The organism is Streptomyces bungoensis (genome assembly GCF_001514215.1).
Classification (GTDB): Bacteria; Actinomycetota; Actinomycetes; order Streptomycetales; family Streptomycetaceae; genus Streptomyces; species Streptomyces bungoensis.
The window spans coordinates 33,525-59,740 of the sequence record NZ_KQ948880.1 but is presented as its reverse complement, the minus strand read 5'-3'; the positions used below and the strand labels follow the sequence as shown (position 1 = coordinate 59,740).

Genomic DNA, 26,216 nt, shown 5'->3' with positions numbered 1-26,216 from the left:
CTCGGGCGTCGAGCCGCTGCCCGTGGAGGGGACGTACGTCCAGCGCGGGTTCCTTCCCCGCTGGCTCGCCACCTTCTTCGGTGTGATCACGGCGCTGGCGATCACCTTCGTGATGCTGTGGCTCGCCTACAAGCCCAACGTGAGCACCGGCGCCACCGAGAAGGTCGTCGAAGCCGGCAGTACCCTTGCACCCACCCGTTCGCCGAGCCCCCTGCTGACTCCGGCGGCACCGGAGGCGTCCGTTCCGATACCTGGTGGTGGGGAGCGGAGCGAGCGGCCGAGCGGGTCGGGGGGCTCGAAGCAGCCGGGTGGCGGCTCGGACTCCTCCGGCTCGGGCGGCGGCGGCCAGAAGCCGGGCGGGGCGAAGGCCGTCCCCGAGCAGACCGCGGCCGCCGCCGTCGGGCAGCTGATCATCGGGCAGGCGTCGAACCGGTGCGTCGACGTCACCGACGCGCAGGGCGGCAAGGGCAAGGACGGCACCCGGCTGCAGCTGTGGGACTGCGCGGGCAGCGCCAACCAGAAGTGGGACTTCCGCGGCGACGGCACCGTGCGTTCCCTCGGCCTGTGCATGGACGTGGCCTGGGGCTCCAAGGACGACGGGGCGGCGATCCAGCTGGCCCGGTGCAGCGGCAACCCGGCCCAGCAGTTCGTGCTGAGCACCCGAGGCGACCTGGTGAACCCGCAGGCCGACAAGTGCGTGGACGCGGTCGACAACGGCACCGGCAACGGGACGAAACTGCAGCTGTGGACCTGCGCCGGCACGCCCAACCAGAAGTGGCGGCTGCAGGACTAGGGCCCCTGGCGCCGGAGCTACCAGGCGCCCTCGCCCGGCAGCAGCCGGCCCGCCTTGCGGTACTCGCGGCGGGCGCCCTCCAGGAGGTCCGCCGAGGTGACGAGGTCGCCGCGGCCGGCGGCGAGGTACGCGGCGGTGACCACCGCGCTGCGGATGGAGCCGCCGGCCAGCTCGAAGTCGGCGGCCACCGGCCCGGCGTCGACGCCGTCGGCGCACGGCACGTGGGACAGGCTGTGCCGCCACAGGGCGAGGCGCTGGCCTGCGTCGGGGAAGGGGAAGTCGACCACCAGGTCCAGGCGCCGGGTGAACGCCTCGTCGATGTTGGCGCGCAGGTTGGTGGTGAGCAGGGCGATGCCGTCGAAGGACTCCAGCCGCTGGAGCAGGTAGGCGCTCTCCATGTTGGCGTACCGGTCGTGGGAGTCCTTCACCTCGGACCGCTTGCCGAAGACGGCGTCGGCCTCGTCGAAGAGGAGCACGGCGTCCGTCCGGTCGGCCTCGGTGAAGATGCGCTCGAGGTTCTTCTCGGTCTCGCCGACGTACTTGTCGACCACGGACGACAGCTGGACCACGTAGAGGTCGAGGCCCAGCTCGGCCGCGACCACCTCCGCCGAGAGGGTCTTGCCGGTGCCGGACTCGCCCGCGAACAGGCCCAGCACGCCCCGGCCCCGGCCGCCGCCCGCGCTGAGCCGCCAGTCGCCCAGGACCCGGTCGCGGTGCCGGGCGCGCAGGGCGAGCTCCCGCAGCTGGGTCAGCGGGCGGTCGGGCAGCACCAGGTCGGTCCAGTCGACGGCGGGCCGGATCCGGCGGGCGTGCTGTTCCAGTCCGGAGGCGGACTGCTGGCGGGCGGCGACACGCAGGTGGGCGGGGGAGAGCGGGGTGCCGTCGAAGCCGGCCAGCGCCCGGGCGGCGTGGGCGGCCCGGGCGGCGCGGTCGTCGGGAAGGTGGTACGGGGCGACGGTGGCCGCCAGGTCGAAGCCGGGCCGCGCGCCGAGGACGGCCGACCAGGCGCCCACCACCCCCGCGCGGCGCCCGGGCACCTCCAGGACGAGCGGGTCCTGCTCGGACCACTGGGGGTCGTACGGGCGCGGCCCGGTGATCAGCACGGTGACGTCGGGGGCCGCCCGGAGCTGCCGGAGCAGGGCGGCGGGCTGCTCGGGCAGCCCGGAGACCACGACGGCGTGCCCGCCCAGCCGCGCCTCCCGCAGCAGCTCGGGCACCCGGTCCTCGGGGCCCGAGAAGCGCACGCCGGCCAGGCCCGCCGTGTCCAGGGCGGCGGCGGCACAGGCTAGCCCGTCGCCCTCCCGGCCCTCGCGCAGGTAGGCGGTGAGCGGGGGCCCGGCGAGCCGGGCGGCCAGCCGGTGCGCGAAGCGCGTGAAGTCGCCGTCCCCGCCGGGCTCCTCGCCGTCCGGCTCCGGGGGCGGCGGCAGCGGATGGAGGTGGCCGGTGAGCGCGGCGTCGGGGGTGTCGTCTCCCAGCAGGTGGGCCACGAGCCGGTCGGGCACACGCAACGACCGGCTGAGGAAGGGTCGTTCGGGCTCCTCCACCGCGAGCAGACCGAGCGCGGGCAGCGGGGCCGTGGGGTGCAGCCGGGCCCGGGCGCCCGCCGAGTGGGCGGCGATCCCGCACAGGTCGAGGGCGAGGGCCACGGTGGCCCGCCGCCTGCTGACGTCGTCGTTGAGGTAGCCGTACAGCGGCTCGAAGGACCGGTCCAGGTCGGGGGCGACGGCGATGAGGAGCAGGGCGGCGTCGAGTTCGGTCAGGCCGAGGCGGGCGGACAGGGCCGCCAGGCGGTCGTCCGGCGGTTCGGCGGGACCGGGCGGACCCGGTGGCGCGGGCTCCGCCGGACGCAGCAGGTGCCGTACCGCCTCCTCCGACAGGTACAGGCCGCGCAGCGGGTCGCCGGCCGTGGGATCGTCGGCGGAGCGGTGCTCGACCAGCAGGGCGACCCGGTCGCGCAGGACGGCGAGGCGGGCGAGGAGCGGGGCGGCCGGGTCGGCCGCCGGTGCCGTCGCGTCGTACGGCGGGGTCCACGTGGTCACGTCGCCCGGCCCGTCCCGCCGCGCCGCCCGGCCGCCTTCCGGGCGTCCCGGGCCGCTGCCACCTGCCGGGGCCGGTGCGCGCGTTCCTCCGCCTCCTCCGGGACGCCGTCCAGGGTGCGCACCCGGACCGCCGCGCCCTCGGTGACCGGCGGGCCGGCGTCGTACTCCGGGTAGGCCGGGAAGGGCGCGGTGACCACCAGGTCGAGGGACGGCTTGAGTTCGCCGCCGAGCGCCGACCAGATCTCCGCCAGGGAACGCGACTCCGTCTGGATGCCGGCCACCGACAGCGGCACCGTCAGGCCCAGCGCGCCCAGCGCGCCCGGCAGTTCCGCCGGCGGCAGCAGCTCGCGCGGGATCAGGTTGGCCAGCACGGCGGACAGCAGCCGGTGCTCGTCCTGCGGCTGCTTGGTCCACGCCGTCACCAGGTACGACAGCCGGAACCAGCGCGGCGGCTGGCGGCGTTTGACGACCACGTCCCGCGCGTCGAGCACCGGGACGTGACCGCGCTGGCGCCGGTTCACGTCCTCCCGGATGTCGTACAGGTAGGCGTTGATCGTGGGCGCGTTGCGGCGGGCGGCCCAGTCGCGGGTCGGGGCGTCGAAGGCCACGTCGATACCGGAACCGGCCAGCGCGCCACCGCCGAGCAGGGTCTTGAGGACCTCGTCCACCTCGTGGATCACCGTCGTGCTCCTGCCCTGCCGTGCCCGGCCTCGCCCGTACGCCTGCCGCCCCGACCGATCCTGCCCTGCCCCCCGGCCGTCCCCGCAGGCACGCCGGGGACGGCCCCGGGGCAGAGCGACATGCCCAAGGGGCCGGTGCCGCTTGCCCGTTCGATCAGATGTAGCCTTCCCGGAGGGCATGCGCCACGGCGTGCGCCCGGTTGCGCAGGTGCAGCCGGGTGGTCAGCCCGTGCATGACGTTCTTGACGGTCCGTTCGGAGTAGGACAGCTTGCTGGCGATCTCTCCGGTGTCGAACCCCTCGGCGACCAGCCGCAGCACGTCAACCTCACGCGGTGTCAGTCCCGAGGCGGGTGCGCCGCCCGCCCGGCCGGCCGCGCTGCGGTGCAGCGTGCCCACCTGGGTGATGAGCCGGCCGAGGAGGTCGGCGGGCAGGTCGCCGTCGCCGCGGGCCGCCGCCAGGACGGCCTGCACCAGACGGGTCGCGGTGGCCTCGTGGCGCCACACGATGGCGCCCACCCCGCACTCGATCACGTCGAGCAGCTCGGCCTCCCGCAGGGACCGCACCACGAGCACCGCCCGCGCCCCCTCGCTGCGCACCAGCCGGCGCAGCCGGGTCAGCCCGGCCTCGTCGAGCACGTCGTCGACGAGCAGCGCCACCGTGCCCGGGCCCGAGTCCTCTCTGAGGCCGATCTCCGGGTACCGGCGCAACTGGCTCACCACGCCTTCGCGCAGGATCGGGTCCGGGGCGTGCACCGCCACCGGAATCCGCTCGGCGGTGTCGGCCGCACCGGGGTGTGTGGTCCGCGATGAGCTGAGCAAGCGTTTCCCCCATGTCCACGTGCAGGCCACCTGTGAGAGGTCGGTGGCAGACCTGCGCTCCCCACACTCCTGGGACGGGAGGGACCCGCGCAATCGTGGAGCACCACGAGCGGCACCACGAGATCGGACCCCCGAGGACCACGAGGTCCACGACGACCACCACAGGAAGAACATGCGGGACGTCACGGACGTCCACGACCAGCGCCGCGTCCACGACGCCGGCTCGTCCGAGCAAGGAGGCAGGGATGTCCGCACCGCACGGTGAGCAGCCGCGCGAGCACCGCGAGGCCGCCGCGCTGCTCGCGGACGCGGCCGAGCGCGCCCGCGCCGGCGCGGGCGGCCTGGTGCTGCTGCGCGGGGCCACCGGCACCGGCCGGACCACCGTCCTGGAGGCCGCCGCCGAAGCCGCCGCCGGCCGCGGCATGCGGGTGCTGCGCGCCCGCTGCGCACCCGGCGACAGCGCCGTCCCCTTCGCCGCCGTACTCCAACTGCTCGGCCCGGTGAAGGGGTTCGGGGAACCGTTCGGGGAGCCGTTCGGGGAGCCGGAGGAGACCGGCGGGGAGCGGGAACAGGGGGCGCTGCTGTGGCGGATCCTGCGCGAGCACGCCGAGGAGTCCCCGCTGCTGGTCGCCGTGGACGACGTCCACCTCGCCGACGCGCCCTCCCACCGCTGGCTGGTGGAGTCCGCCCGGCACGTGGACCGATTACGGCTGCCCGTCCTGCTGGCGGTCACCGAACGCAGCCAGTACGACGTCGACCCGCCCGCCCCAGGCTTCACCCACACCCTCTCGCCCGCCGTCGTCCGCACCCACACCCTCGCCCCGCTCACCGCGGGCTCGGCGGCCGAGCTGGTGCGCGCCCGCTTCCCGGCGGCCGGCGCGGCCTGGGTCGACGGCTGCGTGCGGGCCGGCGCCGGCAGCCCGATGCTGCTGCGCGCCCTCCTCGACGACCTCGGCGACCCGGACCGGCACCCGGCCGTGCCCGAGACGGCCGCCGCGCTGTACCCGGGCGCCTACCCGGCGGCCGTCTCCTGGTGGCTGGACAGTGCCGGGCCCGGCACGGCGGAGGTGGCCCGGGCGCTCGCCGCCCTGGACGAGGCCCTCGACGGCACGGCGGGCGACGACCCCGGCTGCACCGCCGGGGGGCTGGGCGGGCTGCTCGCCCACCTGGCGGGCGCCGACCCGGCGCGGGTGACGGGCTGGCTCACCGCGATGACCGGTCTGGGCGTCCTGCGCCCCGACCCGGACGGCCGCCCCCGCTACGCCCACCCCCTGCTGCGGGACGCGGTGCTCACCGGCGTGCCCGCGGCCCGGCGGCGCGCCGCGCACCGGCAGGCCGCGGAGGCGATGCTGCACCGCGGCGCCCCCACCGGGACGGTCGCCCGGCACCTGCTGGTGTCCGGGCCGGTCGGCGACCCCTGGGTGCCGGGCGTGCTCCAGGACGCGGCCGGCCTCGCCCTGCGCGACGGCCGCGCCGACACCGCCGCCGCCTTCCTGCGCCGGGCCCTCGACGAGCCGTTGCCCGACGCGCACCGGCAGCGGCTGCTGACCGAGCTGGGCTCCCTGGAGTGCGCCGGCCCGGGGACCGCGTCCGGCATCTCCCGGCTCACCGAGGCCCTGCGCCTGCCCGGCGCCCCGCAGGACCGGGTCCGGGCGGCCCTGGCCCTCGGCACCGCGCTGGCCGGGCGCGGCGAGGCCCGCGCCGCCGTCGGGATACTGCGCGCGGTGGCCGGCGACCTCGCCGACCGCCCCGATCTGACCGGCCTGCTGCGCAGCGCCTGCGCACTGCTGTCCGAGCAGGACCAGGCGGTCCGCCACGACGTGTACCGGTGGCTGTGCGACACCGCGGCCCGCCGCCCCGAGCTGATCGGGCCGGCCGCCCGGGCCCTGCTCGTCCGGTACGCGGTCACCGCCGGGCTCACCTCGGCGGACGACGCGATGCGGCAGATGCGGGCCCTGCTCGCCGAGCCCGCCGACCCGCTGACCGAGCCGTTCCTGCTGGGCACGGCCGCCGCGGTCGCCCAGTGGGCCGACGAACTCGACGAGGCCGACCGGCTCGTGGAGCGCGGGCTGGCCGGTCAGCGCCCCGACCTGCTGCACCCGATGCACGAGGCGCTGCTCGACGTACGGGCCGACGTCGCGGCGGCCCGCGGCGAGTACGGGCGGCTGCCCGCGGAGCCGCCCGTGACCGCGGACGCCGGGCCCGCCAACGCGCACGCCCACACCCTGATCGCGCTCGTCGAACTGGGCCGGACCGAAGAGGCCCGGCGACTCGCGGACGGTTTCGACCTGCGGGCGGCGCCCGACTCCTGGCAGCTCAACCGGTTCCTGTACGCGCGGGGCGTGCAGCGGGCCGCCGCGGGTGACACCGCGGGGGCGCTGCACGACTTCCTGGAGTGCGGCCGCCGCCAGTCGGCCCGCGAGGTGGTCAGCCCGGTCGTCACCCCGTGGCGCTCGGCCGCCGCCGAGTGCCGCCTCGCCCTCGGCGGCCCCCGGGAGGCGCTCGCGCTGGCCGAGGAGGAGCTGCGGCTGGCCCGGATCTGGGGCACGCCCCGCACGGTGGGCCGCGCCCTGCGGGTGCTGGGCACGGTCACCGGCGGCCGGCGCGGCCTGGAGCTGGCCGAGGAGGCCGTGACGCTGCTGCGGGACGCCGGCGCGGGCACGGAGCCGGAGCTGGTCGCCGCGCTCGTCGCCCGGGGCCGGCAGCTCACCGCCGCAGGGGACCGCACGCGGGCCCGGGAAGCCCTGCGCGAAGCGGCCGGACGCGCCGAGCGCCTCGGCGCCCCGCGGCTGCGCGCGCTCGCCGAGGAGGCCCTGCGCGAGGGCGGTGCCCGCCGCGCGGACGCCGCCCGCACCGGCTCCGGCGCCCTCACCGGCAGCGAGCGCCGCATCGCCCAGCTGGCCGCCGACGGCCGCACGAACACGGAGATCGCCGCCCTGCTGCACCTCGCCCGCCGCACGGTGGAGACCCACCTCACCCACGTCTACAAGAAGCTCGGGATACGGCGCCGGGTGCAGCTGCGGGAGGCACTGGGCGGCGACTAGGGTCTTTCGTCCGGATCAGGCCGGATCAGGGGCCGGGGGCCCGCGAGCCGGCGTGATCCGAACGAGGGGCGCTAAGCGGTGGGGGCGGGCGGTGCCGCCGTCCGGCGCAGGCCCAGGTGGTCGTCGGGGTCCTGGAGCGCGGCCCGCGCCGTCAGCATGCGGCGGACCATCGGTTCCGGCATGCGGACCACCACCGGCGTGGGCAGGGTGACCTCCCGGACGGCGCTCGACGCGCGGCCGGACCGCACCCGGCCGCTCACCTCGGCCACCACCCTGAAGTCCAGCGTGAACTGGACCAGCACCGACGTCATCTTGGGCTTGTGCAGCGGCATGGAACCGGAGGAGTTCACCGCAGCGTCGGCCGCCCCGCCCGAGCCGCCGGTGCCGCCCATCAGCTGGTTGAGCCGGAACTCGTCGGCGTTCAGCAGGCCGGCGCCGAACAGCCCCCGGCCCTGCCTGCCGTGGTCGGCGGAGCTCTGGCCGTCCGTCTGGGTGGGGCGCGGCGCGTCCAGGTGGCTCTGGCCCACCGTCTCGAAGGTCATCTTGTCGCCCCGGCCCAGCACCCGCCCCTCGCGCAGCCGCGCGTGCAGCGAGGCCCGCAGGTCCTGCCCCTCGACGCCGGTGGCGTGCACCGGCGGCAGCTCGGCACCGGCGGTGGTCAGCAGCGGCAGCGCCGCGATCAGCCACTCCGTGGAGACCGCCTCGTGCAGGGCGTACGCGGCGGCCTGCCCCCGGTCCCGGAAGCGGTCGCCGCCGCCCGCGGCGCGGACCGCCGAGGCGACCGACTCCCGTACGCGGGGCGCCCCCCGGAAGCCGTTGACCTGGGCCTCCATCGGCAGCCGCACCCCGCCCGCGCGCCAGGTGCCGAGATCGGCCGCCGGGCCGGCCCCGGCCCCGGAGGCGTGACCGGCGGCCGAGGCGCCGCGCCGGGGCGCGGCCACCCGGCCGAGGGCCTCCAGGTCCTTCTCCAGGACGCGGTGGGTCAGCGTCAGACCGTCCAGCCGGGACAGCTCGACCCGGGTGCCGCCCCGGTACAGTTCGAGGCTCGCCCGGATCGGCACGGTCATCCGGGCCGCCTTCGCGGTCTTCGCCTCGGCGACCGTCTTCATGCCGAGCTGGCCCCGGCTCACGGAGCCGTCGCGCCGGGAGCCGGCGGAGGCCATGCCCAGGCCCGCCGCGGCACCCGTGCTCTTCAACTGACCCACCCCCTCGTCCGGTTTGCCCGACCCGGCGAGCAGACCCTCGACGCCGGTCACCGAGCCCGCGTCGCGGGAGCCGGCCCGCTGGGCGACGGCCGAGGTGATGTACTCCATGTCCCGGCCGTCGCCCGCCGCACCCTGGAAGCCGGCGTCGCCCACGCGGTCGACCCGGAACACCGCCCAGTACGGCGTCCGCCGGCCGTCGAACAGCTCCACGGTGACCCCGCCGTCCATGGCGCCCGACAGCAGCCCGGCCGAACCGTCCCGGTCCAGGACGCGCAGCAGGCGCTGCACGTTGTCGTTGCGGTCCTCGAGCTGCCGCCGGGGCAGCAGGTCGTCGGCGAGGCCCTGCCGCCCGCTGCGGGCGAGGCGGGCCCGCAGCCGCTCCAGCAGCGGCACGAAGTTCGGCAGGTCCTCGATCATGCCGAAGCCGAGGGGGAGTTCCCGCGCGAGGGACGGCCCGGAGCGGACCGGCGCGGACGAGGAGGACCCGCCCGGGTCCGTGGCACGGTCCCGTTCCCGGCCGGTGCCCCGCCCGGCGCCGGCCCGGGAACTCTCCGCCCCGCTGCCGCCCCGCGCGGCGGACGGCGCCGCGACCGGCTCCGCGTCGAGCCCGAGCTGCCGGCGGATCGGCGCCGGCAGCTGCGCCTCGGTCAGCCAGACCGCCGCCGCGCCCGGCAGGGTCCGGGCGGCCTTCGTCACGCAGGGGCCGCCGCCGGTGACCTTCACCTCCGCGACCATGTTGACCAGCAGGTCGCACTGGACGAGGTAGAGCGGGGCCTTCTTCGGGGTGTGGGCGTTGCGCTCGACGGTGCCGGACACGGCGGACGCCTCGGCGGCGCCCTCACCCGTGGTGCGGTAGCCCGCGAGGCCCTGGCCGGTGCGCCACTGGGGGCCGTTCTCCGAGCCCGTCGCCCCGACCTGCACGGTGCTGGTGGTGCTCTGCCCCTGCTGTCCGGCGGACTGGTGGCCACCGAGCACGAAGGTCTCCGTGCCGGGGCCCGCGCCCCGGTGCAGGAACCTCGGGTTCGTCAGGGCGAGCCGGGTGCCGACCGCCCCGTTCAGCGCGGCCAGGCGGCGCGGATGACGCAGGTTCTTCACCACCCAGCCCGAAGAGGCCGCCTGCCGCAGGGACGCCGTGATCGCCTGCGGGCTGAAGCGTTCCTCGACCGCCAGCCGCGGGGCCAGCCCCTCCGTCGCCAGCGCCGGGTCCTCGCGGCCGTCCTTGGTGCGGGCCGCGGCCCGGGCCAGCAGCTCGAACGCCAGGTCCCGGATGGGCTGCCCGTCGCCGACCGTCTCCACCAGCTGCCAGTCGCGCAGCGCGCGCCCGACGGCCGGCCGGGGCGTGAGCGCGGCCAGGTCGCCGATCCCCGCGGCGGCGAAGTCGTGGTCCGGTGCGGGTGCCTGCGCCCGGCGCCGGTCTCGCACCGCGTCCCGCCGCTGCCTGCCCTCCTCGTCCAGCGTGAACTCCGCCGGGGTGAGCAGCCGTACGTCCTGCTCGTCCAGGTGCAGGCCCGCCAGGGTCGCCGGCTCGGGCGCGTCCTGACCGGGACTGCCGGGGGTGAGGGCGCGGGCGAGCTTGCGCTGCCGCGAGGTCATGGTGACGTCCACGTCGAGGCGCAGCGCGGCTCCGAAGGCACTGGCCTGCTCGGACCCGTTGGTGAGGACGTCGGTACGGGTGGTCGGGCCGGCCTGGTTGCGGCGGGTGCCCGCACGCTGCCGCTCGTAGCGGGCCGAGCCGGTCAGGAAGCCGGGCACCAGCCGGGCCTGCGCGAGGACGAGACCGCCGATGGACCGGGAACTGCCGCGCCCGCTCTGGGTATTGCTCGTGACGCCCGAGTGGCTGCGCACCAGCCAGTCCCCGATGTCGCCGAGGTAGCCGGTCTCGCGCAGTGCGCCCTTGACCCGGATCTGCACGTCGTGCGCGTGCAGGGTGCTCTTGCGGCGCAGCCGGACCCGGATGCCGGTGGACAGCAACTGGTCCTTGTTCACCCGCAGGTTGGTCTCCGACAGGGCGGCCGTCAGCTCCCGGTGGTTGCGCCGCTGCACCTCCGCCTCCTCCCTGCCGGGCAGGGCCGCGGGAGGGGTGGCGCCGAACGCGGGCAGGTATCCGGCCAGCCGGGGGTCCGTCGCGAACAGTTCCTGGACCGCCTTGCGCAGGGGCCCGGTGTCCACCCGGCTCAGGGCGACACTGGAACCCATGGCGCCGAAGGGCAGATGGCGCTCGGCGTCCTCCTCGGTCTCCGTGCCGTCCGCGGCCCGCGCCTTCCGCCGGGGCTTGTCGATGAACTCGCCCGCCGTCACCCCCGGCGGCAGCGGCAGCCCGAGCGAGTGCGCCTCGTCGGCGCGCAGACTGATCCACACGTTCATCGTGTGCCGCGCGACCCGGGTCCGCGGGTCGAGGACCATCCCGGCCGAACGGGGGCCCGTGCCCTCCACGGTGAGGGCGACGATCCCGAGGTAGAGCACCTTGTCGCCCCGGACCTCCGCGCCCTGCCGGCTCGACACCGTCTGCTCGGCCACGGTGAACCGTGCGCTGCGGGCGGCCGCGACCGGCATGGCGGTGGCCCGTACGACCGCCGCGTTCCCGGCCGCGCCGACGCCGATCGCCGGCCCCAGCCCGGCCGCCACCGCACGCCCCTTGCCCGCGGACTCGGCCACCGAGTGCTGGGTCTGCTGGTGGGTGCGCAACTGGGTCCCGCCGGTGCCCCAGGCGGGGGAGAGGCCCGTGATCGCGGCGTGCATGCGGTAACTGCCCACCGTGCGGCCGTCCTTGGACGGCAGGTCCTCACCCGTCACACCGTCCCGCAGCAGCCGGGGCAGGTCCTCCAGGACGGTCGCCGTGGACGTCGCCTCGTACAGCCGCGCCCGGCCGGGCGCGCCGGGCGCGGTCAGCGAGGGGTGCAGGACGGAGGCGACCGCGTCGAAGAGCCCGCCGCCGCCCTGGTGCGGAGCCGCGCTGTCTGCCACGGCCACCGGGGCCAGGGAGTCGGCCAGTGAGACGAGCCGGGCGCTGTCCTCGCCGACGGGCCGCGGGGCGCGCGGCGCCCCGGTGCCGGCGGGCACCAGATGCTCGGTCGGCACCCGCTGGGTGAGCGTGCCCGCGCCCTGGGCGGTCTGCTCGTCCCGCGCGCCGTGCTTCCTGATCCGCACCCCGTACCGCACCCGGCGCGGCACCTCGACCGACCCCTTGTCGCTGCGCAGCACGCGCGGCTCGGCCACGTTCTTCTGGCTGCGCGACTCCCGCGAGGACTGCCAGGGCTGCACGGTGCCCGTGGCCGCGCCGCCCAGCCACAGGCCCGGCACGACCGGCGCGAGCCCGAAGGCCATGCCGCCCGCGCCCCTGTTCGACGACGCGCCGGCCGTGGTGCTCACGGTGGCCGCGGTGTTGTGCTGGACGTCGACCTTGGTCTCCTTGCCCTCGGCGTCGTCCAGCCGCGCCAGGGGCGCGCCGTCCGGGTCGGGGCCGACCTCGCCCAGGACACCGCCCGGGTGGAAGACCGGCGGCCGGTCGTCGGGCGCGGGGGAGACGGTGACGGTGACGTCGAACCACTCCTTGCCGTTCGTCCCCCGCACCGCGAAGGCCCGGCCCCGCCCGAAGAAGCTCTCCGGCCGCCCGGCCAGTTCACCGGCGATCTCGGCGACCGCGCCGTCACCGTGCCCGACGGCCGCGGCGACGGTGGTGCGGACGAACTCGTGCCCGGTCAGCCCGTACACCGTGGACAGCCCGGACGCCGTCAGGTCCCTCAGGTACGGCGGCAGCGTGAACCCCCGCTCGGTCTCGGGGATGCCGGGCGGCGGGGCTGCGGGGCGCCGCCCGGGCAGGGGCCGGGACATCCCGTCCTGCCGGTGCCGGAGCGCCCGTGCGGTGGCCGCGTTGCCCGCGGACTGCTGGAAGGCGAGCAGGGGCTGCGACGGGGGACCGGGGGTGCGGGCCGCCAGGGGCGCCCGCGGGGAGCCCTCCGTCCGGCCGTCCCCCGACTGCTGCTGTGTCCGCACGGCCCAAAAGTAGCCACCGGCGCGATCACGGACGGGCGGTCGTCCAAGACTGAACCAACTCGCCGCTCCCGCCACACCGTCACCTCGGCCTGCGTTCACCGGGCGTTCCCCGGCGCCCCGGACCGGCGGCGACTTTGCCATCCCTTTACAACGTGCCCTGCCCCTGCCTCGTCTCTCCGCTCGATCCCTGACACGGCCCGCCCCGACGGGCGGGCCCGCCGACGAGAGAGAGCCACCCATGCGTTCAACTGTCCTCAGTGCCACGGCACTCGCGTGCGCCGCCGTGCTGGCGGCCACGGTGCCCGCGTTCGCCGGCGGCCGGACCGCGAGCCCGTCGCCCGTGCCGACGTCCACCACCGTGCCCTCGACCCGGCCGAGCCAGGCTCCGTCCGCGGCGCCGACCAGGGCGGCGAGCCCCGTGCCGAGCACCGCGCCGGGCCGGAGGCGCGGCCAGGTCGCCGTCGTGCCGTCCGGGGCGCCCGACACCGGCGTGGTCCCCGCGTCGCGGGCATCCGGGCCGGACGGCGGACTGATCGGCGGAAGTGCCGCCGGTGCCCTCGCCGTGGGCGGTGCGGCGTTCCTCGTCGTACGCCGCCGCCGGGCGACCGGGGCATGACCTCCCTCTCCAGGCGCGCCTTCGTCACCGCGGCGACCGCCTCGCTGCTCGCGGGCTGCGGACCCCGGCCCCACCCGGCCGCGTCCGCCGCCCCCTCCGCGGGCCCGCCCACGCCCGGCCGGGCCCCTGCCGGCGCCGTGCGCGCACTGGCGCGTTCGGTCCCGGTGCGGCTCGCGATACCGGCCATCGGGGTCGACACCCCGGTGCTGCGGCTGGGGCTGGCCGCCGACGGCAGCGTGCAGGTGCCCCCGGTCACGGACCACGACCGGGCGGGCTGGTACCGGCACTCGCCGACGCCCGGTCAGGTGGGCCCGTCGGTGATCCTCGGTCACGTCACCGTCGGCGCCTACGGGGACGGCGTCTTCCGCCACCTCGACCGGCTGCGCCGGGGCGACGGGATCGCGGTGCGCCTGGAGAACGGGGCCTCGGCCGGCTTCACCGTCACCACCGTACGGACCGTCGCCAAGGCCCACTTCCCCACCGAGGCCGTCTACGGGGACGTGGACCGGCCGGAGTTGCGGCTCATCACCTGCGGCGGACCCCGTACCGGCGGCGGATACCCCGACAACGTGATCGTGTTCGCCGCGCTGAGCGGCCGCACGTCCTGACCCGGCCGGTCCACCCGGCCCCGGGCCGGCGGAACCCCCGCCGCCGGCCCGGGGTCTTCCCCGGCGAGTCACCCGAACCCCCTGGAGAGCGTTGAAACGGTCCCGTGAGAAGGCGGCAGCCGAGCTGTTCGCCGCCCTCTACCCGCGCCTGGCCGGCTGGTGCCGCCGTCTGGTCGACGACGACGGGACGGCCCACGAGATCGCCTCGGAGGCGTTCACCCGGCTCTGGGCCCGCTGGACGTCCGTGGCGGAGCCCCGGGGCTTCCTCTACGTCACCGCCGCGAACCTCGTGCGGGACCACTGGCGCAAGCTGGAGCGCGAACGCAGGGCCGTGCACCGCGCCGGTGTCGAGGCGGCCGTCCGCCCGCCCGCCGAACAGGCCGACCCGTCGGTCCGGTTGCTCGTGCAGGCACTGCCGGAGCGACTGCGCACCCCGATCCTGCTGCACTACTACGCTGACATGCCGATCCGGGAGGTGGCCGTGCTGACCGGGCGCAAGGAGGGGACCGTCAAGGCCGACCTGCACGCGGCCCGCGAACTGCTCCGCGCCCACCTGAGGAGAAGTCTTGATCACATACTCTGACGACGGTCCGGACTTCGAACCCGACGACCCCCTCACCGTCGTCCTGCGGCCCGCCACCGGGCATCTCGCCCCGCCCGCCGGCCGGTTCGAGCAGATCCGCCGGAGTGCGGCCCGCCGCAGACTGCTCCGCGCGGCGGCCGGAGCCGGTGTGTCGTGCGCGGTCGCCGCGGCCGCCGCGCTCCTCGCGCTGCCGCTGCCGCGCACCTCGCACGAGCCGCCCGCCTCCCCGGTGGTCCCGCTCGCCCCGCCCCCCGCGAGCAGCCCGCCGTCGCCGGCCGGACCGTCCCCGTCGGCCCCGCCCGGCCGCGACCGCTCCACCGCTCCCGAGACCCGCCCGAGCCCCCGCCCCTCCGCGGCGAGCTCCACGGACCGGCGGGGGACGGCCGCGCAGGTGCCCACGACCGCGCCGAGCCGCGCGGTGTCGGCGGCACCGCGCGTGCCCGAGGCGAGCCGCCGGCCGGGGCAGCGCTCGGGGGGCTAGCCGGCGGAGCGCAGGGTGTGCAGCAGGTCGACGCGGTTCGTGGTGATCGAGTCGACGCCGAGGCCGAGGAGGCGGCGCTGCGAGCGGCGGGTGTCGGGCGTCCAGACGGAGAGCAGGTAGCCGTCGCGGTGGACGCGGGCCGCGAGCGCGCGGTCGACCAGCGCGAAGCGGTAGTTCAGCCAGCGCGGCCGCACCGCGTCGAGCAGGCCGGGCCGCGGCGGCGCCAGGGTCGTCCAGGTCAGGGCGATCTCGGCGGACGCGTCGGCGGCGCGCACCGCGAGCATCGTCTCGGCGTGGGCGCAGTAGTACACGCGGTCCCGCGCCCCGCTCTCGTGCACGACGCCGACGATCTGCCGCACCGCCCGCGGATCGGCCCGGCCCGGCAGGTCGATCATCACCCGGGTGCCGTCCGTAGCGGTCAGCGCGTCGGCCAGCGTCGGCACCCCGCCCGCGGTGAGTCCGCGCACCTCGTCGGCCGACAGCGAGCGCAGCGGCCGGTCGTGCGCCCACAGCCGCTTCAGCGTGCCGTCGTGCAGCAGGACGGGGACACCGTCACGGGTGACCCGTACGTCGATCTCCACCGCGTCCGCGCCCAGGGCGAGCGCGGCGCGCAGGGAGGCGAGGGTGTTCTCGCGGGAGTGGTAGGGGGCGCCGCGGTGGGCCACGGCGGTCACGGTCTGCATGGCCCCCATTGTGCGGTGCCTCAGCCGGCCGGCCAGGTGCTGGTGTAGGTGTCGATCTCGGCGGTGATCCGCGCCTTGCCGGCCGCGTCCAGGAAGGACGCCTCGACGGCGTTCTTCGCCAGGTCGGCCACGCCGCGCTCGTCCAGGCCGAGGAGGCGGGCGGCGACGGCGTACTCGTTGTTCAGGTCGGTGCCGAACATCGGCGGGTCGTCGGAGTTGATCGTGACGAGGACCCCGGCGCGGGTGAACTCCATGAGGGGATGCTCGTCGAGCGTGGTCACGGCCCGGGTGGCGATGTTCGAGGTCGGGCAGACCTCCAGCGGGATGCGGTGCTCGGCCAGGTGCGCCAGCAGCCTGGGGTCCCGTGCCGAGCTGGTGCCGTGCCCGATCCGCTCGGCGCGCAGCTCGGTCAGCGCGTCCCACACCGTCTCCGGGCCGGTCGTCTCGCCGGCGTGCGGGACCGAGTGCAGGCCCGCGGCGAGGGCCCGGTCGAAGTACGGCTTGAACTGCGGCCGGGGGACGCCGATCTCCGGGCCGCCGAGCCCGAACGACACCAGGCCCTCCGGGCGCAGCCGGTCGTCGGTGGCCAGCCGGGCCGTCTCCTCGGCGGACTCCAGGCCCGCCTCCCCGGGGATGTCGAAGCACCAGCGCAGTACGGTGCCGAGCTCGGCCTCGGCCGCCTTGCGCGCGTCCTCGATCGCCTCCATGAACGCCTTCTCGTCGATGCCGCGCCGGGTCGAGGAGAACGGGGTGATGGTCAGCTCGGCGTAGCGCACCTGCTGCCGGGCCAGGTCGCGGGCGATCTCGTAGGTCAGCAGCCGGACGTCCTCCGGGGTGCGCACGAGGTCGACCACCGACAGGTAGACCTCGATGAAGTGCGCGAAGTCGGTGAAGGTGAAGTAGTCGGCCAGGGCCTCGGCGTCGGTGGGGACCTTCGAGTCGGGGTGGCGGGCGGCCAGCTCGGCGACGATACGCGGGGAGGCGGAGCCGACGTGGTGGACGTGCAGCTCGGCCTTGGGCAGACCGGTGATGAAGGCCCGCAGGTCGCGGTCGGCGGTGCCCTCGGCGGGGACGGCGTCGGTGTGGTCGCTGCGGTCGGTCAAGGTTCCTCCCCGGAACGGCGCGCCGCCCGTGGGGCCGGAGCCGGGGGCGGGCGCGGGTGATCGGCTGATCGGGTGACTCGGGATCATCGTAGGCCCCGGCCGACCGCGGCCGGGGACGCGCCGTAGCATGACGGGACATCCAGCAGAGGGGGTCGCGCACCATGGCCGACGAGGCGGCACAGCCGGCACCGGCGGAGCGCCGGGTGTCCCTGGACAAGGACGCGGCCGCCCGGCCGGGAGACGCGGGTTCGTGGCCGCCTCCGGCGCAGGGTTCCGGCGACACGGTCGCCCCCGGGCCGGGGCCCACCCTCCATGACCACCAGACGGTCACCTCGCTGCCCACCTCGCAGGAGCCGGGCCCCACCGACGCGGCGCCCCCGGCCTGGGCCGCCCCCACCGCGCAACCGGCCTGGGCCGCCCCCACCGCGCAACCGGCCGCGCAGCCCTATCCGCCGCAGGCCCAGCCGGCGAACCCGTTCGCGCCTCCGCCCGCCGGCCCGGCGCACCCGTACGCCCCGCCGGCCGCTCCGGGCCCGTACCCGCCGCCCGCCGCCGCGGCCCAGCCGGTGGAGGCGGTGCCCCCGCCCCCGATAGCGCCCGACGGCCCCGGGCAGATCCCCTACGGCTACCCCGCCGCCCCCGCACCGGCGTACGCCTACCCCGCCGCCCCGCAGCCCCAGCCGGGCTACGGCATGCCCGGCGTCCCGCCCTACCCCGCGGCCCCCGGCTACGGCTGGCCCGGGATGCCGCCGCAGCCGAACAACGGCATGGGCACCGCCTCCCTGGTGCTGGGCATCCTGGCGACGGTCGGGTTCTGCGCGTGGCCGCTGGCCCTGGTGATGGGCATCGTGGCGATCGTGCTCGGCGCCCTCGGCCGCGGCAAGGCCCGCCGGGGTGAGGCGACGAACCCGGGCGTGGCCCTGGCCGGCATCATCTGCGGCTCCACGAGTCTCGTCCTGATCCTCGCCCTGCTCGCCTTCGCGATCGCCCACTACGGCTGAGCCGCGCGCCCCCTCGGCCGGAGTGCGCCGCGGCCGGAGCCGCCGGCGCACCAGGGGCCGGGCGCTCCGGCTCCCGGCCGTCGCCCACCCACCGTCCGACTCGGTGGGGACACAGGGCGCCCGCTCCACGGTGACCCGGCCGATCCCGTCCGGGGTCACCGCCGCATGATGCAGGCCGAGCCGGACTCGTCAGCCCCGGCCGACCGGCCCCGGTCGGCCCAGCCGAGCCGGGAGTGCCCCGGGGCGCGAAAGCCCCGCAGGGCCGCTCAGGCCCCCGCACCCGCCAGGTGCTCTCTCGCCTCCATCAGCGCGAAGCCCAGGAGGTTGGGGCCTCTCCAGCGGGCGGGGTCGGAGGCCGCCTCGTCGTCGGCGGCCAGGCCGATGCCCCACACGCGGTCGACGGGGCTCGCCTCCACCAGGACCCGGTCGCCGGTGTTCAGGAGGAACAGGCCGAGGTCGTCGTCCGAGGTGAACTTGTGGACGCTGCCCTCGACCACGATGCGGAAGCGCTCCCGGGCCCACGTCTCCTCGTCGAAGCCGCGGACCAGGCGCCCTGCCCTCTTGGCCTCGGCCGGGTGCTCCGCCGCCAGGACGCGGCGCTCGGCCTCCGGGTCGCCGAACAGCCGGGCCTTGCCGGCCATCATCCAGTGCTCGGCCGTCGCGTAGCGCACCCCGTCGACGACGAAGGGTGACGGCCACCACTGGCTCAGACAGGCCGGGCCGATCCGGCCGTCCGGGCGCGGCCGGTGCCCCCAGAAGTGGAGGTACCTGATCCGGGTACCGGCCCGGACCTCCCTGATCAGGGCTTCCACCCCGTCGATCTTCCCCATGCACGCGAGTCTGGCAGGCACCACTGACACTCCGTCCGCCCTTTACGACGCCGACTCGACACCTGGTCGACAGATTCCGTCGCGTAACCAAAAGGCAACAACGGAATCACTTGTTGGAGTGCGCCTCCTCTGTCAGGATCGGCACTCAAATCGAGCTGGAGCTACGCCACCCACCCCTTTGGGGAGGGACGCACGGCGGAGGAGAGCGACATGCACAACCCGGGCACCGCCCCCCCGGAACGATTCCCCGCGCAGGACCGGTTCGCCGAGGGCGCGCAGTTCATCGCCGGACGGCCCGCGAAGGGCACCTCCGGGCGGACCCACGCCGTGGTCGACCCCGCCACCGGCGAGGAGGTGTACACCTACGAACTGGCCGGCACCGCCGACGTCGACGCGGCCGTCGCCGCCGCCCGCGAGGCCTTTCCGGGCTGGGCGGCCACCACCCCCGGCGAGCGCTCCGACGCCCTGCACCGGTTCGCCGCCGTACTCGCCGACCGCGCCGAGGAGTTCGCCCGCGCCGAGTCCCTGCAGTGCGGCAAGCCGCTGAAGCTCACGCGCGAGTTCGACGTGCCGGGGACCATCGACAACACCGCCTTCTTCGCGGGTGCCGCCCGGCACCTGCAGGGGCAGTCGGCCGGTGAGTACTCCGGCGACCACACGTCGTACGTCCGGCGCGAGCCGATCGGCGTCGTCGGGTCCATCGCGCCCTGGAACTACCCGCTCCAGATGGCCGCCTGGAAGATCCTGCCGGCGATCGCCGCCGGCAACACCGTCGTCCTGAAGCCGGCCGAGCTGACCCCGCTCACCTCGCTGCTGTTCGCCCGGGCCGCCACGGACGCGGGCATCCCGGACGGGGTCGTCAACATCGTCACCGGGACCGGACGGGAGGCCGGTGAGCACCTCGTCGGCCACCCCGACGTCGCCATGACCTCCTTCACCGGCTCCACCGCCGTCGGCAAGCGGGTCGCCGAGCTCGCCACCGCCACCGTCAAACGGCTCCACCTGGAGCTCGGCGGCAAGGCCCCGTTCGTCGTCTTCGACGACGCCGACCTGGAGGCGGCCGTCCACGGGGCCGTCGCCGGCTCGCTCATCAACACCGGGCAGGACTGCACGGCCGCCACGCGCGCGTACGTGCAGCGCCCGCTCTACGAGGCCTTCGTGGAGCGGACGGCCGCGCTGATGGAGACCGTGCGCCTGGGCGACCCGTTCGCCCCGGGCACCGACCTCGGCCCGCTCATCTCGCACGCCCAGCGCGACCGCGTCGCCGGCTTCGTGGACCGGGCGCGCGCCTACGCGCGCGTGGTCACCGGCGGCGAGGCACCGGGCGGCGACCTGGAGAAGGGCGCCTACTACCGGCCCACCCTGGTCGCCGGCGCCGCCCAGGACAGCGAGATCGTCCAGTCCGAGATCTTCGGCCCGGTGCTGGTCGTCCTGCCGTTCGACAGTGACGAGGAGGGCATTCGCCTGGCCAACGACACCCCCTACGGCCTCGCCGCCTCCGCGTGGAGCCGAGACGTCTACCGCGCGAACCGCGCCACCCGCGAGATCAAGGCGGGCTGCGTGTGGATCAACGACCACATCCCGATCATCAGCGAGATGCCGCACGGCGGCTACCAGGCCTCCGGCTTCGGCAAGGACATGTCCGTGTACTCATTCGAGGAGTACACGCAGGTCAAGCACGTAATGTTCGACAACACCGCGGTGGCCGCGAAGGACTGGCACCGCACCATCTTCGGGGACCGTTAGCCACGAACCGGCCGTGACCCAAGGCCGATCCCTCCGAAAGGGCACCACGCGCATGGAGCAGTACGAGCCCGACCGCCCGACGCCGGCCGTAGCGGCCGCCGTACGGCGCAGCCTCCGCAACGGGCGGGCGGCCCTGACCCGCCGGTCGCTGCTGCGCGCCTCCGCCGGCGGCGCGCTCATGACCGGTGGACTCGGGGCGCTGAGCGCCTGCGGGATCCCCGCGGCGACCAAGACGCAGGGCGGTGTGTCCGCCGACGACCACTCGGCCGAGGAGAAGGTCGTCAACTTCTCCAACTGGCCCGAGTACATCGACGTGGACGACAAGGGCAAGCGTCATCCCACGCTCGACGCCTTCGCCCGGCGGACCGGTATCCAGGTCAAGTACACCGAGGACATCAACGACAACGACGAGTTCTTCGGCAAGATCCAGCCGGAGCTCGCCGCCGGCCAGGACACCGGCCGCGACCTCGTCGTCCTCACCGACTGGCTGGCCGCCCGCATGATCCGGCTCGGCTACGTCCAGAAACTGGACCCGTCCAACCTGCCGCACGCCTTCGCCAACCTGTCGGACCAGTTCCGGGCGCCCGACTGGGACCCGGGCCGCGCCTACTCGTACCCCTGGCAGGGCATCTCGACCGTCATCGCGTACAACAAGAAGGCGCTCGACGGCATAGAGGTGAAGTCGGTCTCCGACCTGCTGGACAACCCCAGGCTCAAGGGCCGCGTCGGCTTCCTGACGGAGATGCGCGACAGCATCGGGATGACCATGCTCGACATGGGCAAGGACCCGGGGAAGTTCACCGACGACGACTACGACGCGGTGATCGCCCGTCTGCAGAAGGCCGTCGACAAGGGCCAGATACGCCGCTTCACCGGCAACGACTACACGTCCGACCTCTCCAAGGGCGACTTCGCCGCGTGCGTCGCCTGGGGCGGCGACATCGTCCAGCTCCAGGCGGACAACCCCGACGTCGGCTACGTCATCCCCGACAGCGGCTACATGACGTCGACCGACAACCTGCTCATCCCCAACAAGGCACGTCACAAGACGAACGCCGAGCGGCTCATCGACTTCTACTTCGAGCCCGAGCCGGCCGCCGAGCTCGCCGCCTACGTCAACTACGTCAGCCCGGTCGCCGGGGTCGAGCCGTACCTCGCGAAGATCGACAAGTCGGCGGCGAAGAACCCGCTGATCCTCCCCGACAAGGCCATGCAGGCCAAGTCCCACGCCTTCCGCGCCCTGACGCAGAAGGAAGAGACGGCCTACCAGCAGAAGTTCTCGAAGCTCACAGGGGCGTGACGACGATGACGACGACAGACCACAGCGGCGACGTCCGCCTCACGGGCATCGGCAAGACCTACGGTTCCTTCACCGCCGTGCACCCGCTGGACCTGACCGTGCCGCAGGGCTCCTTCTTCGCCCTGCTCGGAGCCTCCGGCTGCGGCAAGACGACGACCCTGCGCATGATCGCCGGCCTGGAGGAACCTTCCTGCGGGACCGTGCACCTCGGCGACCAGGACGTCACGCACCTGCCGCCGTACAAACGGCCGGTGAACACGGTCTTCCAGTCCTACGCCCTCTTCCCGCACCTCGACATCTTCGAGAACGTCGCCTTCGGCCTGCGCCGGCGCGGCGTCAAGAGCGTGAAGAAGCAGGTGGAGGAGATGCTGGAGCTGGTCCAGCTGGGGGAGCAGGCGCGCAAGAAACCGCATCAGCTCTCCGGCGGCCAGCAGCAGCGGGTGGCCGTCGCCCGCGCGCTGATCAACCACCCGAAGGTGCTCCTGCTCGACGAGCCGCTCGGCGCCCTCGACCTGAAGCTGCGCCGCCAGATGCAGCTGGAGCTCAAGCGGATCCAGACCGAGGTCGGCATCACCTTCATCCACGTCACGCACGACCAGGAGGAGGCCATGACCATGGCCGACACGGTCGCCGTGATGAACGCGGGCCGGGTCGAGCAGCTGGGCGCCCCCACCGACCTGTACGAGAACCCGCAGACCACGTTCGTCGCGAACTTCCTCGGCACCTCGAACCTCATCGAGGCCGAGGTCGACACGAGGAACGGCGACGACGTCGTGCTCAAGGCGGGCGGCGGCAAGCTCGTCCTGCCCGCGGCGCGCTGTTCCGCCCCGGCGGCGGCCGGCGGCAAGGTGCTGGTCGGCGTCCGCCCGGAGAAGATCGCGCTCACGCACGCCGACGACGCCGGTGCCATCCCCGAGGGCCGCAACCGCCTCACCGGCAGGATCGCCGACGCCAGTTTCATCGGCGTCTCCACGCAGTACGTGATCGACAGCCCGGTCTGCGACGAACTCGCGGTCTACGTCCAGAACGTCGAGCGCGACGGCCGCCTGGTCCCCGGCGCCGACGTGGTCCTGCACTGGAACCCGGCGCACACCTTCGGCCTCGACGCGGCGCAGGACATCGACGCCGGCGTGGAGACCGTCGAGGAAGAGGCCGCGTAGACATGTCGACCCTCACCGAGGCGCCCCCGCCCCTCGCCCCCGCCGAACCCGCGCCGAAGCCCCCGCGCAGGCGCGGCCGCCTCACCCCGTACTGGCTGCTGCTGCCCGGCATCCTGTGGCTGGTCGTCTTCTTCGCGCTGCCGCTGGTCTACCAGGCCTCCACGTCCGTGCAGACCGGCTCCCTGGAGCAGGGCTACAAGGTCACCTGGCACTTCGCGACCTACTGGGACGCGCTCACCGAGTACTGGCCGCAGTTCCTGCGCTCGGTGCTCTACGCGGCCGCCGCGACCGTGCTGTGCCTGCTGCTCGGCTACCCGCTGGCCTACCTGATCGCCTTCCGCGCCGGCCGCTGGCGCAACCTGATCATGATCCTGGTGATCGCGCCGTTCTTCACCAGCTTCCTGATCCGCACGCTGGCCTGGAAGACGATCCTCGCCGACAACGGCCCGGTCGTGCACGCCCTGAACTCGCTGCACGTCCTGGACCTGACCAGCGCCCTCGGCTGGACGGCCGGCGACCGGGTCCTGGCCACACCGCTCGCGGTGGTGTGCGGTCTGACGTACAACTTCCTGCCGTTCATGATCCTGCCGCTCTACACCTCCCTGGAGCGGATCGACGGGCGGCTGCACGAGGCGGCCGGCGACCTGTACGCCAGGCCCTGGACCACCTTCCGCAAGGTGACCTTCCCGCTGTCGATGCCGGGCGTGGTCTCCGGCACGCTGCTGACCTTCATCCCGGCGGCCGGTGACTACGTCAACGCCGAACTCCTCGGCTCCACCGACACCCGCATGATCGGCAACGTCATCCAGACGCAGTTCCTGCGGATCCTGGACTATCCGACGGCGGCCGCCCTGTCCTTCATCCTCATGGCCGCGATCCTGGCCATGGTCACGATCTACATCCGTCGCTCCGGGACGGAGGACCTGGTCTGATGCCCGTCGTCACCTGGCTCAAGCGCCGACTCGTCGTCATCGCCGGCCTGCTCACGCTGGCCTACCTGCTGCTGCCGAACGTCATCGTCACGGTGTTCTCCTTCAACAAGCCGAAGGGGCGCTTCAACTACCAGTGGCAGCAGTTCTCCACGTCCGCCTGGAAGGACCCGTGCGGGGTCGCCGGCATGTGCGGTTCGCTGTCCGTCAGCCTCCAGATCGCCGTCTGGGCGACCCTCGGCGCCACGCTCCTCGGCACGATGATCGCCTTCGCGCTGGTCCGCTACCGCTTCCGCGCGCGCGGCGCCATCAACTCGCTGATCTTCCTGCCGATGGCGATGCCCGAGGTCGTCATGGCCGCCTCGCTGCTCACCCTGTTCCTCAACATGGGCGCCCAGCTCGGCTTCCTCACGATCCTGATCGCCCACATCATGTTCTGCCTCAGCTTCGTCGTCACGGCGGTCAAGGCGCGCGTGATGTCGATGGACCCGCGCCTGGAGGAGGCCGCCCGGGACCTCTACGCCGGCCCCGTGCAGACCTTCCTGCGGGTCACGCTGCCGATCGCCGCACCCGGCATCGCCGCGGGCGCGCTGCTGTCCTTCGCGCTCTCCTTCGACGACTTCATCATCACCAACTTCAACGCGGGCTCCACCGTCACCTTCCCCATGTTCGTGTGGGGTTCGGCGCAGCGCGGCACGCCCGTCCAGATCAACGTCATCGGCACGGCCATGTTCCTGGTCGCCGTGCTGTTCGTCCTCACCTCGATGGTCATCGGCAACCGCCGGAACAAGAAGGCGTAGAGCCCCGTAGGGAGTTGAAATCATGGCCCCAGGCGCCATGAGCCGTGGCACAGACTGGATCTCCTCTCTCTCCGAAGCCCAGCCGGTCCCGTACTGGCTGGAAGACCCCGGCAAGCCCCGCCCCGAGCCCGCCCTCACCACCGCCGAGACCTGTGACCTGCTGGTCGTCGGCGGCGGCTACAGCGGACTGTGGACCGCGCTCAACGCCAAGGAGCGCGATCCGCAGCGGGACGTGGTCCTGCTGGAGGGCCGCGAGGTGGGCTGGGCCGCCTCCGGCCGCAACGGCGGCTTCTGCGCCGCCTCCCTCACCCACGGGCTGCCCAACGGCCTGGCGCGCTGGCCCGGCGAGATCCACAAGCTGGAGGAGCTGGGCCGGCGCAACCTCGACGAGATCGAGGCCGCGGTCGCCCGGCACGGCATCGACTGCGACTTCGAGCGCACCGGCGAGATCGACGTCGCCACCGAGAACTACCAGGCCCGGGAGCTGAAGGACTGGCACCGGGAGCTCCGGGAGAAGGGCCTCGCCGACGGCGTCGAGTTCCTGGACGCCGACGCCGTGCGCGAGCAGGTGGACTCACCCACCTTCCGGGCCGGCCTGTGGGACCGCCGGGGCGTGGCCATGCTGCATCCGGCCAAGCTCGCCTGGGGCCTGAAGAAGGCCTGCCTGGAGCTCGGGGTGCGGGTGTACGAGCACACGCCCGCGCTGACCCTCAGGCAGTACGGCGCCGGGATGGCCGTCGGCACCCCGTACGGCCGGGTCCGCGCCCGCCGGGTCGCGCTCGCCACCAACGTCTTCCCGAACCTGCTGCGGCGCGTGCGGTCCTACACCGTGCCGGTCTACGACTACGCGCTGATGACCGAGCCGCTTTCCGCCGGCCGACTGGCGGAGATCGGCTGGAAGAACAGACAGGGGCTCGGCGACTCGGCCAACCAGTTCCACTACTTCCGGCTGTCCGCGGACAACCGGATCCTGTGGGGCGGCTACGACGCGGTCCACCACTACGGCGGCCGGGTCCGCGCCGAGTACGACGACCGGCCGGAGACCTACGCCAAGCTCGCCGGGCACTTCTTCACCTGCTTCCCGCAGTTGGAGGGCGTCCGCTTCACCCACGCCTGGGGCGGGGCGATCGACACCTGCTCGCGTTTCTCGGCGTTCTTCGGCACCGCCCACCAGGGCAGGGTGGCGTACGCGGCGGGCTACACCGGCCTGGGCGTGGGCGCGACCCGCTTCGGGGCGGACGTGATGCTGGACCTGCTGGACGGGGAGCGGACCGAGCGGACGGCGCTGGAGATGGTCCGCACCAAGCCGCTGCCCTTCCCACCGGAGCCCTTCGCCTGGACCGGCATCGCCCTCACCAAGTGGTCACTGGCCCGCGCGGACGCCCGGGGCGGCCGCCGCAACCTGTGGCTGCGCACGATGGACCGACTGGGCCTGGGCTTCGACAGCTGACGGTGTCCCGACAGGGTCTCCTTCTCCCTCGTGACGCGTCCGGCGTCCACGGGCCACGGGAGAGGGAGGCCCTCTTTCGTACGCCGGGGCTGGGAATGTCCCGAGGGATGCTCGTGTTGTACGCGTCGAATGACATGCCCGGGTCAAGCAGCTCGGGTGATGGCGGAAGGAAACCCCTCATGGCACGCAGCACCGCGCGGCCCGTCGTCAGGCTGAAGTCGACGGCCGGTACCGGAGCCACCTACACCACCCGCAAGAACCGTCTGAACGACCCCGACCGCCTGGTCCTGCGCAAGTACGACCGGGTGGCCGGCGAGCACGTCCTGTTCCGCGAGGAGCGCTGACACGCCAC

20 protein-coding genes and 1 pseudogene are annotated in these 26,216 nt (G+C 74.7%); 14 read left to right on the top strand and 7 right to left on the bottom strand.

Going from position 1 to position 26,216, the window contains the following annotated elements; translation table 11 throughout:
* A partial coding sequence (locus tag AQJ66_RS35020; RefSeq protein WP_167359210.1) for a ricin-type beta-trefoil lectin domain protein occupies positions 1 to 793 on the top strand: 793 nt, incomplete at its 5' end.
* A 17-nt stretch (positions 794 to 810) separates the two neighbouring features.
* Here AQJ66_RS35020 and AQJ66_RS35015 read toward each other — a convergent pair.
* The 3 genes from AQJ66_RS35015 to AQJ66_RS35005 form a co-directional block, all read right to left on the bottom strand.
* Entirely contained in the window at positions 811 to 2,832 is a 2,022-nt protein-coding gene (locus AQJ66_RS35015) for an ATP-binding protein (protein ID WP_061930465.1), read from the bottom strand.
* A complete protein-coding gene (locus AQJ66_RS35010) occupies positions 2,829 to 3,512 on the bottom strand; it encodes a Pvc16 family protein (protein WP_061930462.1) in 684 nt (227 codons plus the stop codon). Before AQJ66_RS35010 ends, AQJ66_RS35015 begins: the two co-directional genes overlap by 4 nt.
* Positions 3,513 to 3,666: 154 nt before the next feature.
* On the bottom strand, positions 3,667 to 4,332 hold the full coding sequence (locus AQJ66_RS35005) for a helix-turn-helix transcriptional regulator (protein WP_061930459.1): 666 nt from the start codon (positions 4,330 to 4,332) through the stop codon (positions 3,667 to 3,669).
* A gap of 245 nt (positions 4,333 to 4,577) precedes the next feature.
* On the opposite strand from AQJ66_RS35005, the gene AQJ66_RS35000 reads away from it, so the two are divergent.
* On the top strand, positions 4,578 to 7,376 hold the full coding sequence (locus AQJ66_RS35000; RefSeq protein ID WP_061930456.1) for a helix-turn-helix transcriptional regulator: 2,799 nt from the start codon (positions 4,578 to 4,580) through the stop codon (positions 7,374 to 7,376).
* A gap of 71 nt (positions 7,377 to 7,447) precedes the next feature.
* On the opposite strand, the gene AQJ66_RS39180 is transcribed toward AQJ66_RS35000, so the two are convergent.
* Positions 7,448 to 12,574 carry a hypothetical protein gene (locus tag AQJ66_RS39180; protein WP_244163019.1) on the bottom strand — a complete coding sequence of 1,709 codons (5,127 nt, stop codon included), beginning with the start codon at positions 12,572 to 12,574 and terminating at the stop codon, positions 7,448 to 7,450.
* 238 nt (positions 12,575 to 12,812) lie between these two features.
* On the opposite strand from AQJ66_RS39180, the gene AQJ66_RS34990 reads away from it, so the two are divergent.
* The 4 genes from AQJ66_RS34990 (at position 12,813) to AQJ66_RS34975 (ending at position 14,862) form a co-directional block, all read left to right on the top strand.
* Positions 12,813 to 13,190, top strand: coding sequence for a hypothetical protein (locus AQJ66_RS34990; RefSeq protein ID WP_061930453.1), 378 nt, complete (start codon positions 12,813 to 12,815; stop codon positions 13,188 to 13,190).
* Entirely contained in the window at positions 13,187 to 13,798 is a 612-nt protein-coding gene (locus tag AQJ66_RS34985; protein ID WP_061930450.1) for a class F sortase, read from the top strand. Before AQJ66_RS34990 ends, AQJ66_RS34985 begins: the two co-directional genes overlap by 4 nt.
* A 91-nt stretch (positions 13,799 to 13,889) precedes the next feature.
* On the top strand, positions 13,890 to 14,381 hold the full coding sequence (locus tag AQJ66_RS34980; protein WP_061930448.1) for an RNA polymerase sigma factor: 492 nt from the start codon (positions 13,890 to 13,892) through the stop codon (positions 14,379 to 14,381).
* The gene (locus AQJ66_RS34975; RefSeq protein WP_061930445.1) at positions 14,365 to 14,862 is read left to right on the top strand and encodes a hypothetical protein; all 498 of its coding nucleotides are present in this window, start codon (positions 14,365 to 14,367) and stop codon (positions 14,860 to 14,862) included. Before AQJ66_RS34980 ends, AQJ66_RS34975 begins: the two co-directional genes overlap by 17 nt.
* Here AQJ66_RS34975 and AQJ66_RS34970 read toward each other — a convergent pair.
* Both AQJ66_RS34970 and AQJ66_RS34965 read right to left on the bottom strand, forming a co-directional pair.
* The gene (locus AQJ66_RS34970) at positions 14,859 to 15,545 is read right to left on the bottom strand and encodes a glycerophosphodiester phosphodiesterase (RefSeq protein WP_208611525.1); all 687 of its coding nucleotides are present in this window, start codon (positions 15,543 to 15,545) and stop codon (positions 14,859 to 14,861) included. The genes AQJ66_RS34975 and AQJ66_RS34970 overlap by 4 nt on opposite strands.
* Positions 15,546 to 15,565: 20 nt before the next feature.
* Positions 15,566 to 16,787 (bottom strand): annotated as a pseudogene (locus tag AQJ66_RS34965) (adenosine deaminase).
* Between the two features lie 22 nt (positions 16,788 to 16,809).
* Here AQJ66_RS34965 and AQJ66_RS39795 point away from each other — a divergent pair.
* A complete protein-coding gene (locus AQJ66_RS39795; protein ID WP_208611524.1) occupies positions 16,810 to 17,649 on the top strand; it encodes a DUF4190 domain-containing protein in 840 nt (279 codons plus the stop codon).
* 266 nt (positions 17,650 to 17,915) lie between these two features.
* Here the strand turns inward: AQJ66_RS39795 and AQJ66_RS34955 are convergent, their stop codons facing one another.
* Entirely contained in the window at positions 17,916 to 18,479 is a 564-nt protein-coding gene (locus tag AQJ66_RS34955) for an NADAR family protein (protein ID WP_061930435.1), read from the bottom strand.
* Positions 18,480 to 18,689: 210 nt separating this feature from the next.
* Between AQJ66_RS34955 and AQJ66_RS34950 the strand changes: the two genes are divergently transcribed.
* The 7 genes from AQJ66_RS34950 (at position 18,690) to rpmG (ending at position 26,208) form a co-directional block, all read left to right on the top strand.
* Positions 18,690 to 20,225 carry a gamma-aminobutyraldehyde dehydrogenase gene (locus tag AQJ66_RS34950; RefSeq protein ID WP_061930432.1) on the top strand — a complete coding sequence of 512 codons (1,536 nt, stop codon included), beginning with the start codon at positions 18,690 to 18,692 and terminating at the stop codon, positions 20,223 to 20,225.
* A gap of 52 nt (positions 20,226 to 20,277) precedes the next feature.
* The gene (locus AQJ66_RS34945; protein WP_061930429.1) at positions 20,278 to 21,525 is read left to right on the top strand and encodes an ABC transporter substrate-binding protein; all 1,248 of its coding nucleotides are present in this window, start codon (positions 20,278 to 20,280) and stop codon (positions 21,523 to 21,525) included.
* Entirely contained in the window at positions 21,522 to 22,685 is a 1,164-nt protein-coding gene (locus AQJ66_RS34940; RefSeq protein ID WP_061930426.1) for an ABC transporter ATP-binding protein, read from the top strand. Before AQJ66_RS34945 ends, AQJ66_RS34940 begins: the two co-directional genes overlap by 4 nt.
* A 2-nt stretch (positions 22,686 to 22,687) precedes the next feature.
* Positions 22,688 to 23,617: an ABC transporter permease gene (locus tag AQJ66_RS34935; protein ID WP_061930423.1), complete on the top strand. Its 930-nt coding sequence runs from the start codon at positions 22,688 to 22,690 to the stop codon at positions 23,615 to 23,617.
* Entirely contained in the window at positions 23,617 to 24,414 is a 798-nt protein-coding gene (locus AQJ66_RS34930) for an ABC transporter permease (RefSeq protein ID WP_061930421.1), read from the top strand. The genes AQJ66_RS34935 and AQJ66_RS34930 overlap by 1 nt, the downstream gene beginning before the upstream one ends.
* A gap of 22 nt (positions 24,415 to 24,436) precedes the next feature.
* Positions 24,437 to 25,864 carry an NAD(P)/FAD-dependent oxidoreductase gene (locus tag AQJ66_RS34925; protein ID WP_061930418.1) on the top strand — a complete coding sequence of 476 codons (1,428 nt, stop codon included), beginning with the start codon at positions 24,437 to 24,439 and terminating at the stop codon, positions 25,862 to 25,864.
* A 179-nt stretch (positions 25,865 to 26,043) separates the two neighbouring features.
* The gene (gene rpmG, locus AQJ66_RS34920; RefSeq protein WP_061930415.1) at positions 26,044 to 26,208 is read left to right on the top strand and encodes a 50S ribosomal protein L33; all 165 of its coding nucleotides are present in this window, start codon (positions 26,044 to 26,046) and stop codon (positions 26,206 to 26,208) included.
* Positions 26,209 to 26,216: the final 8 nt, after the last annotated feature.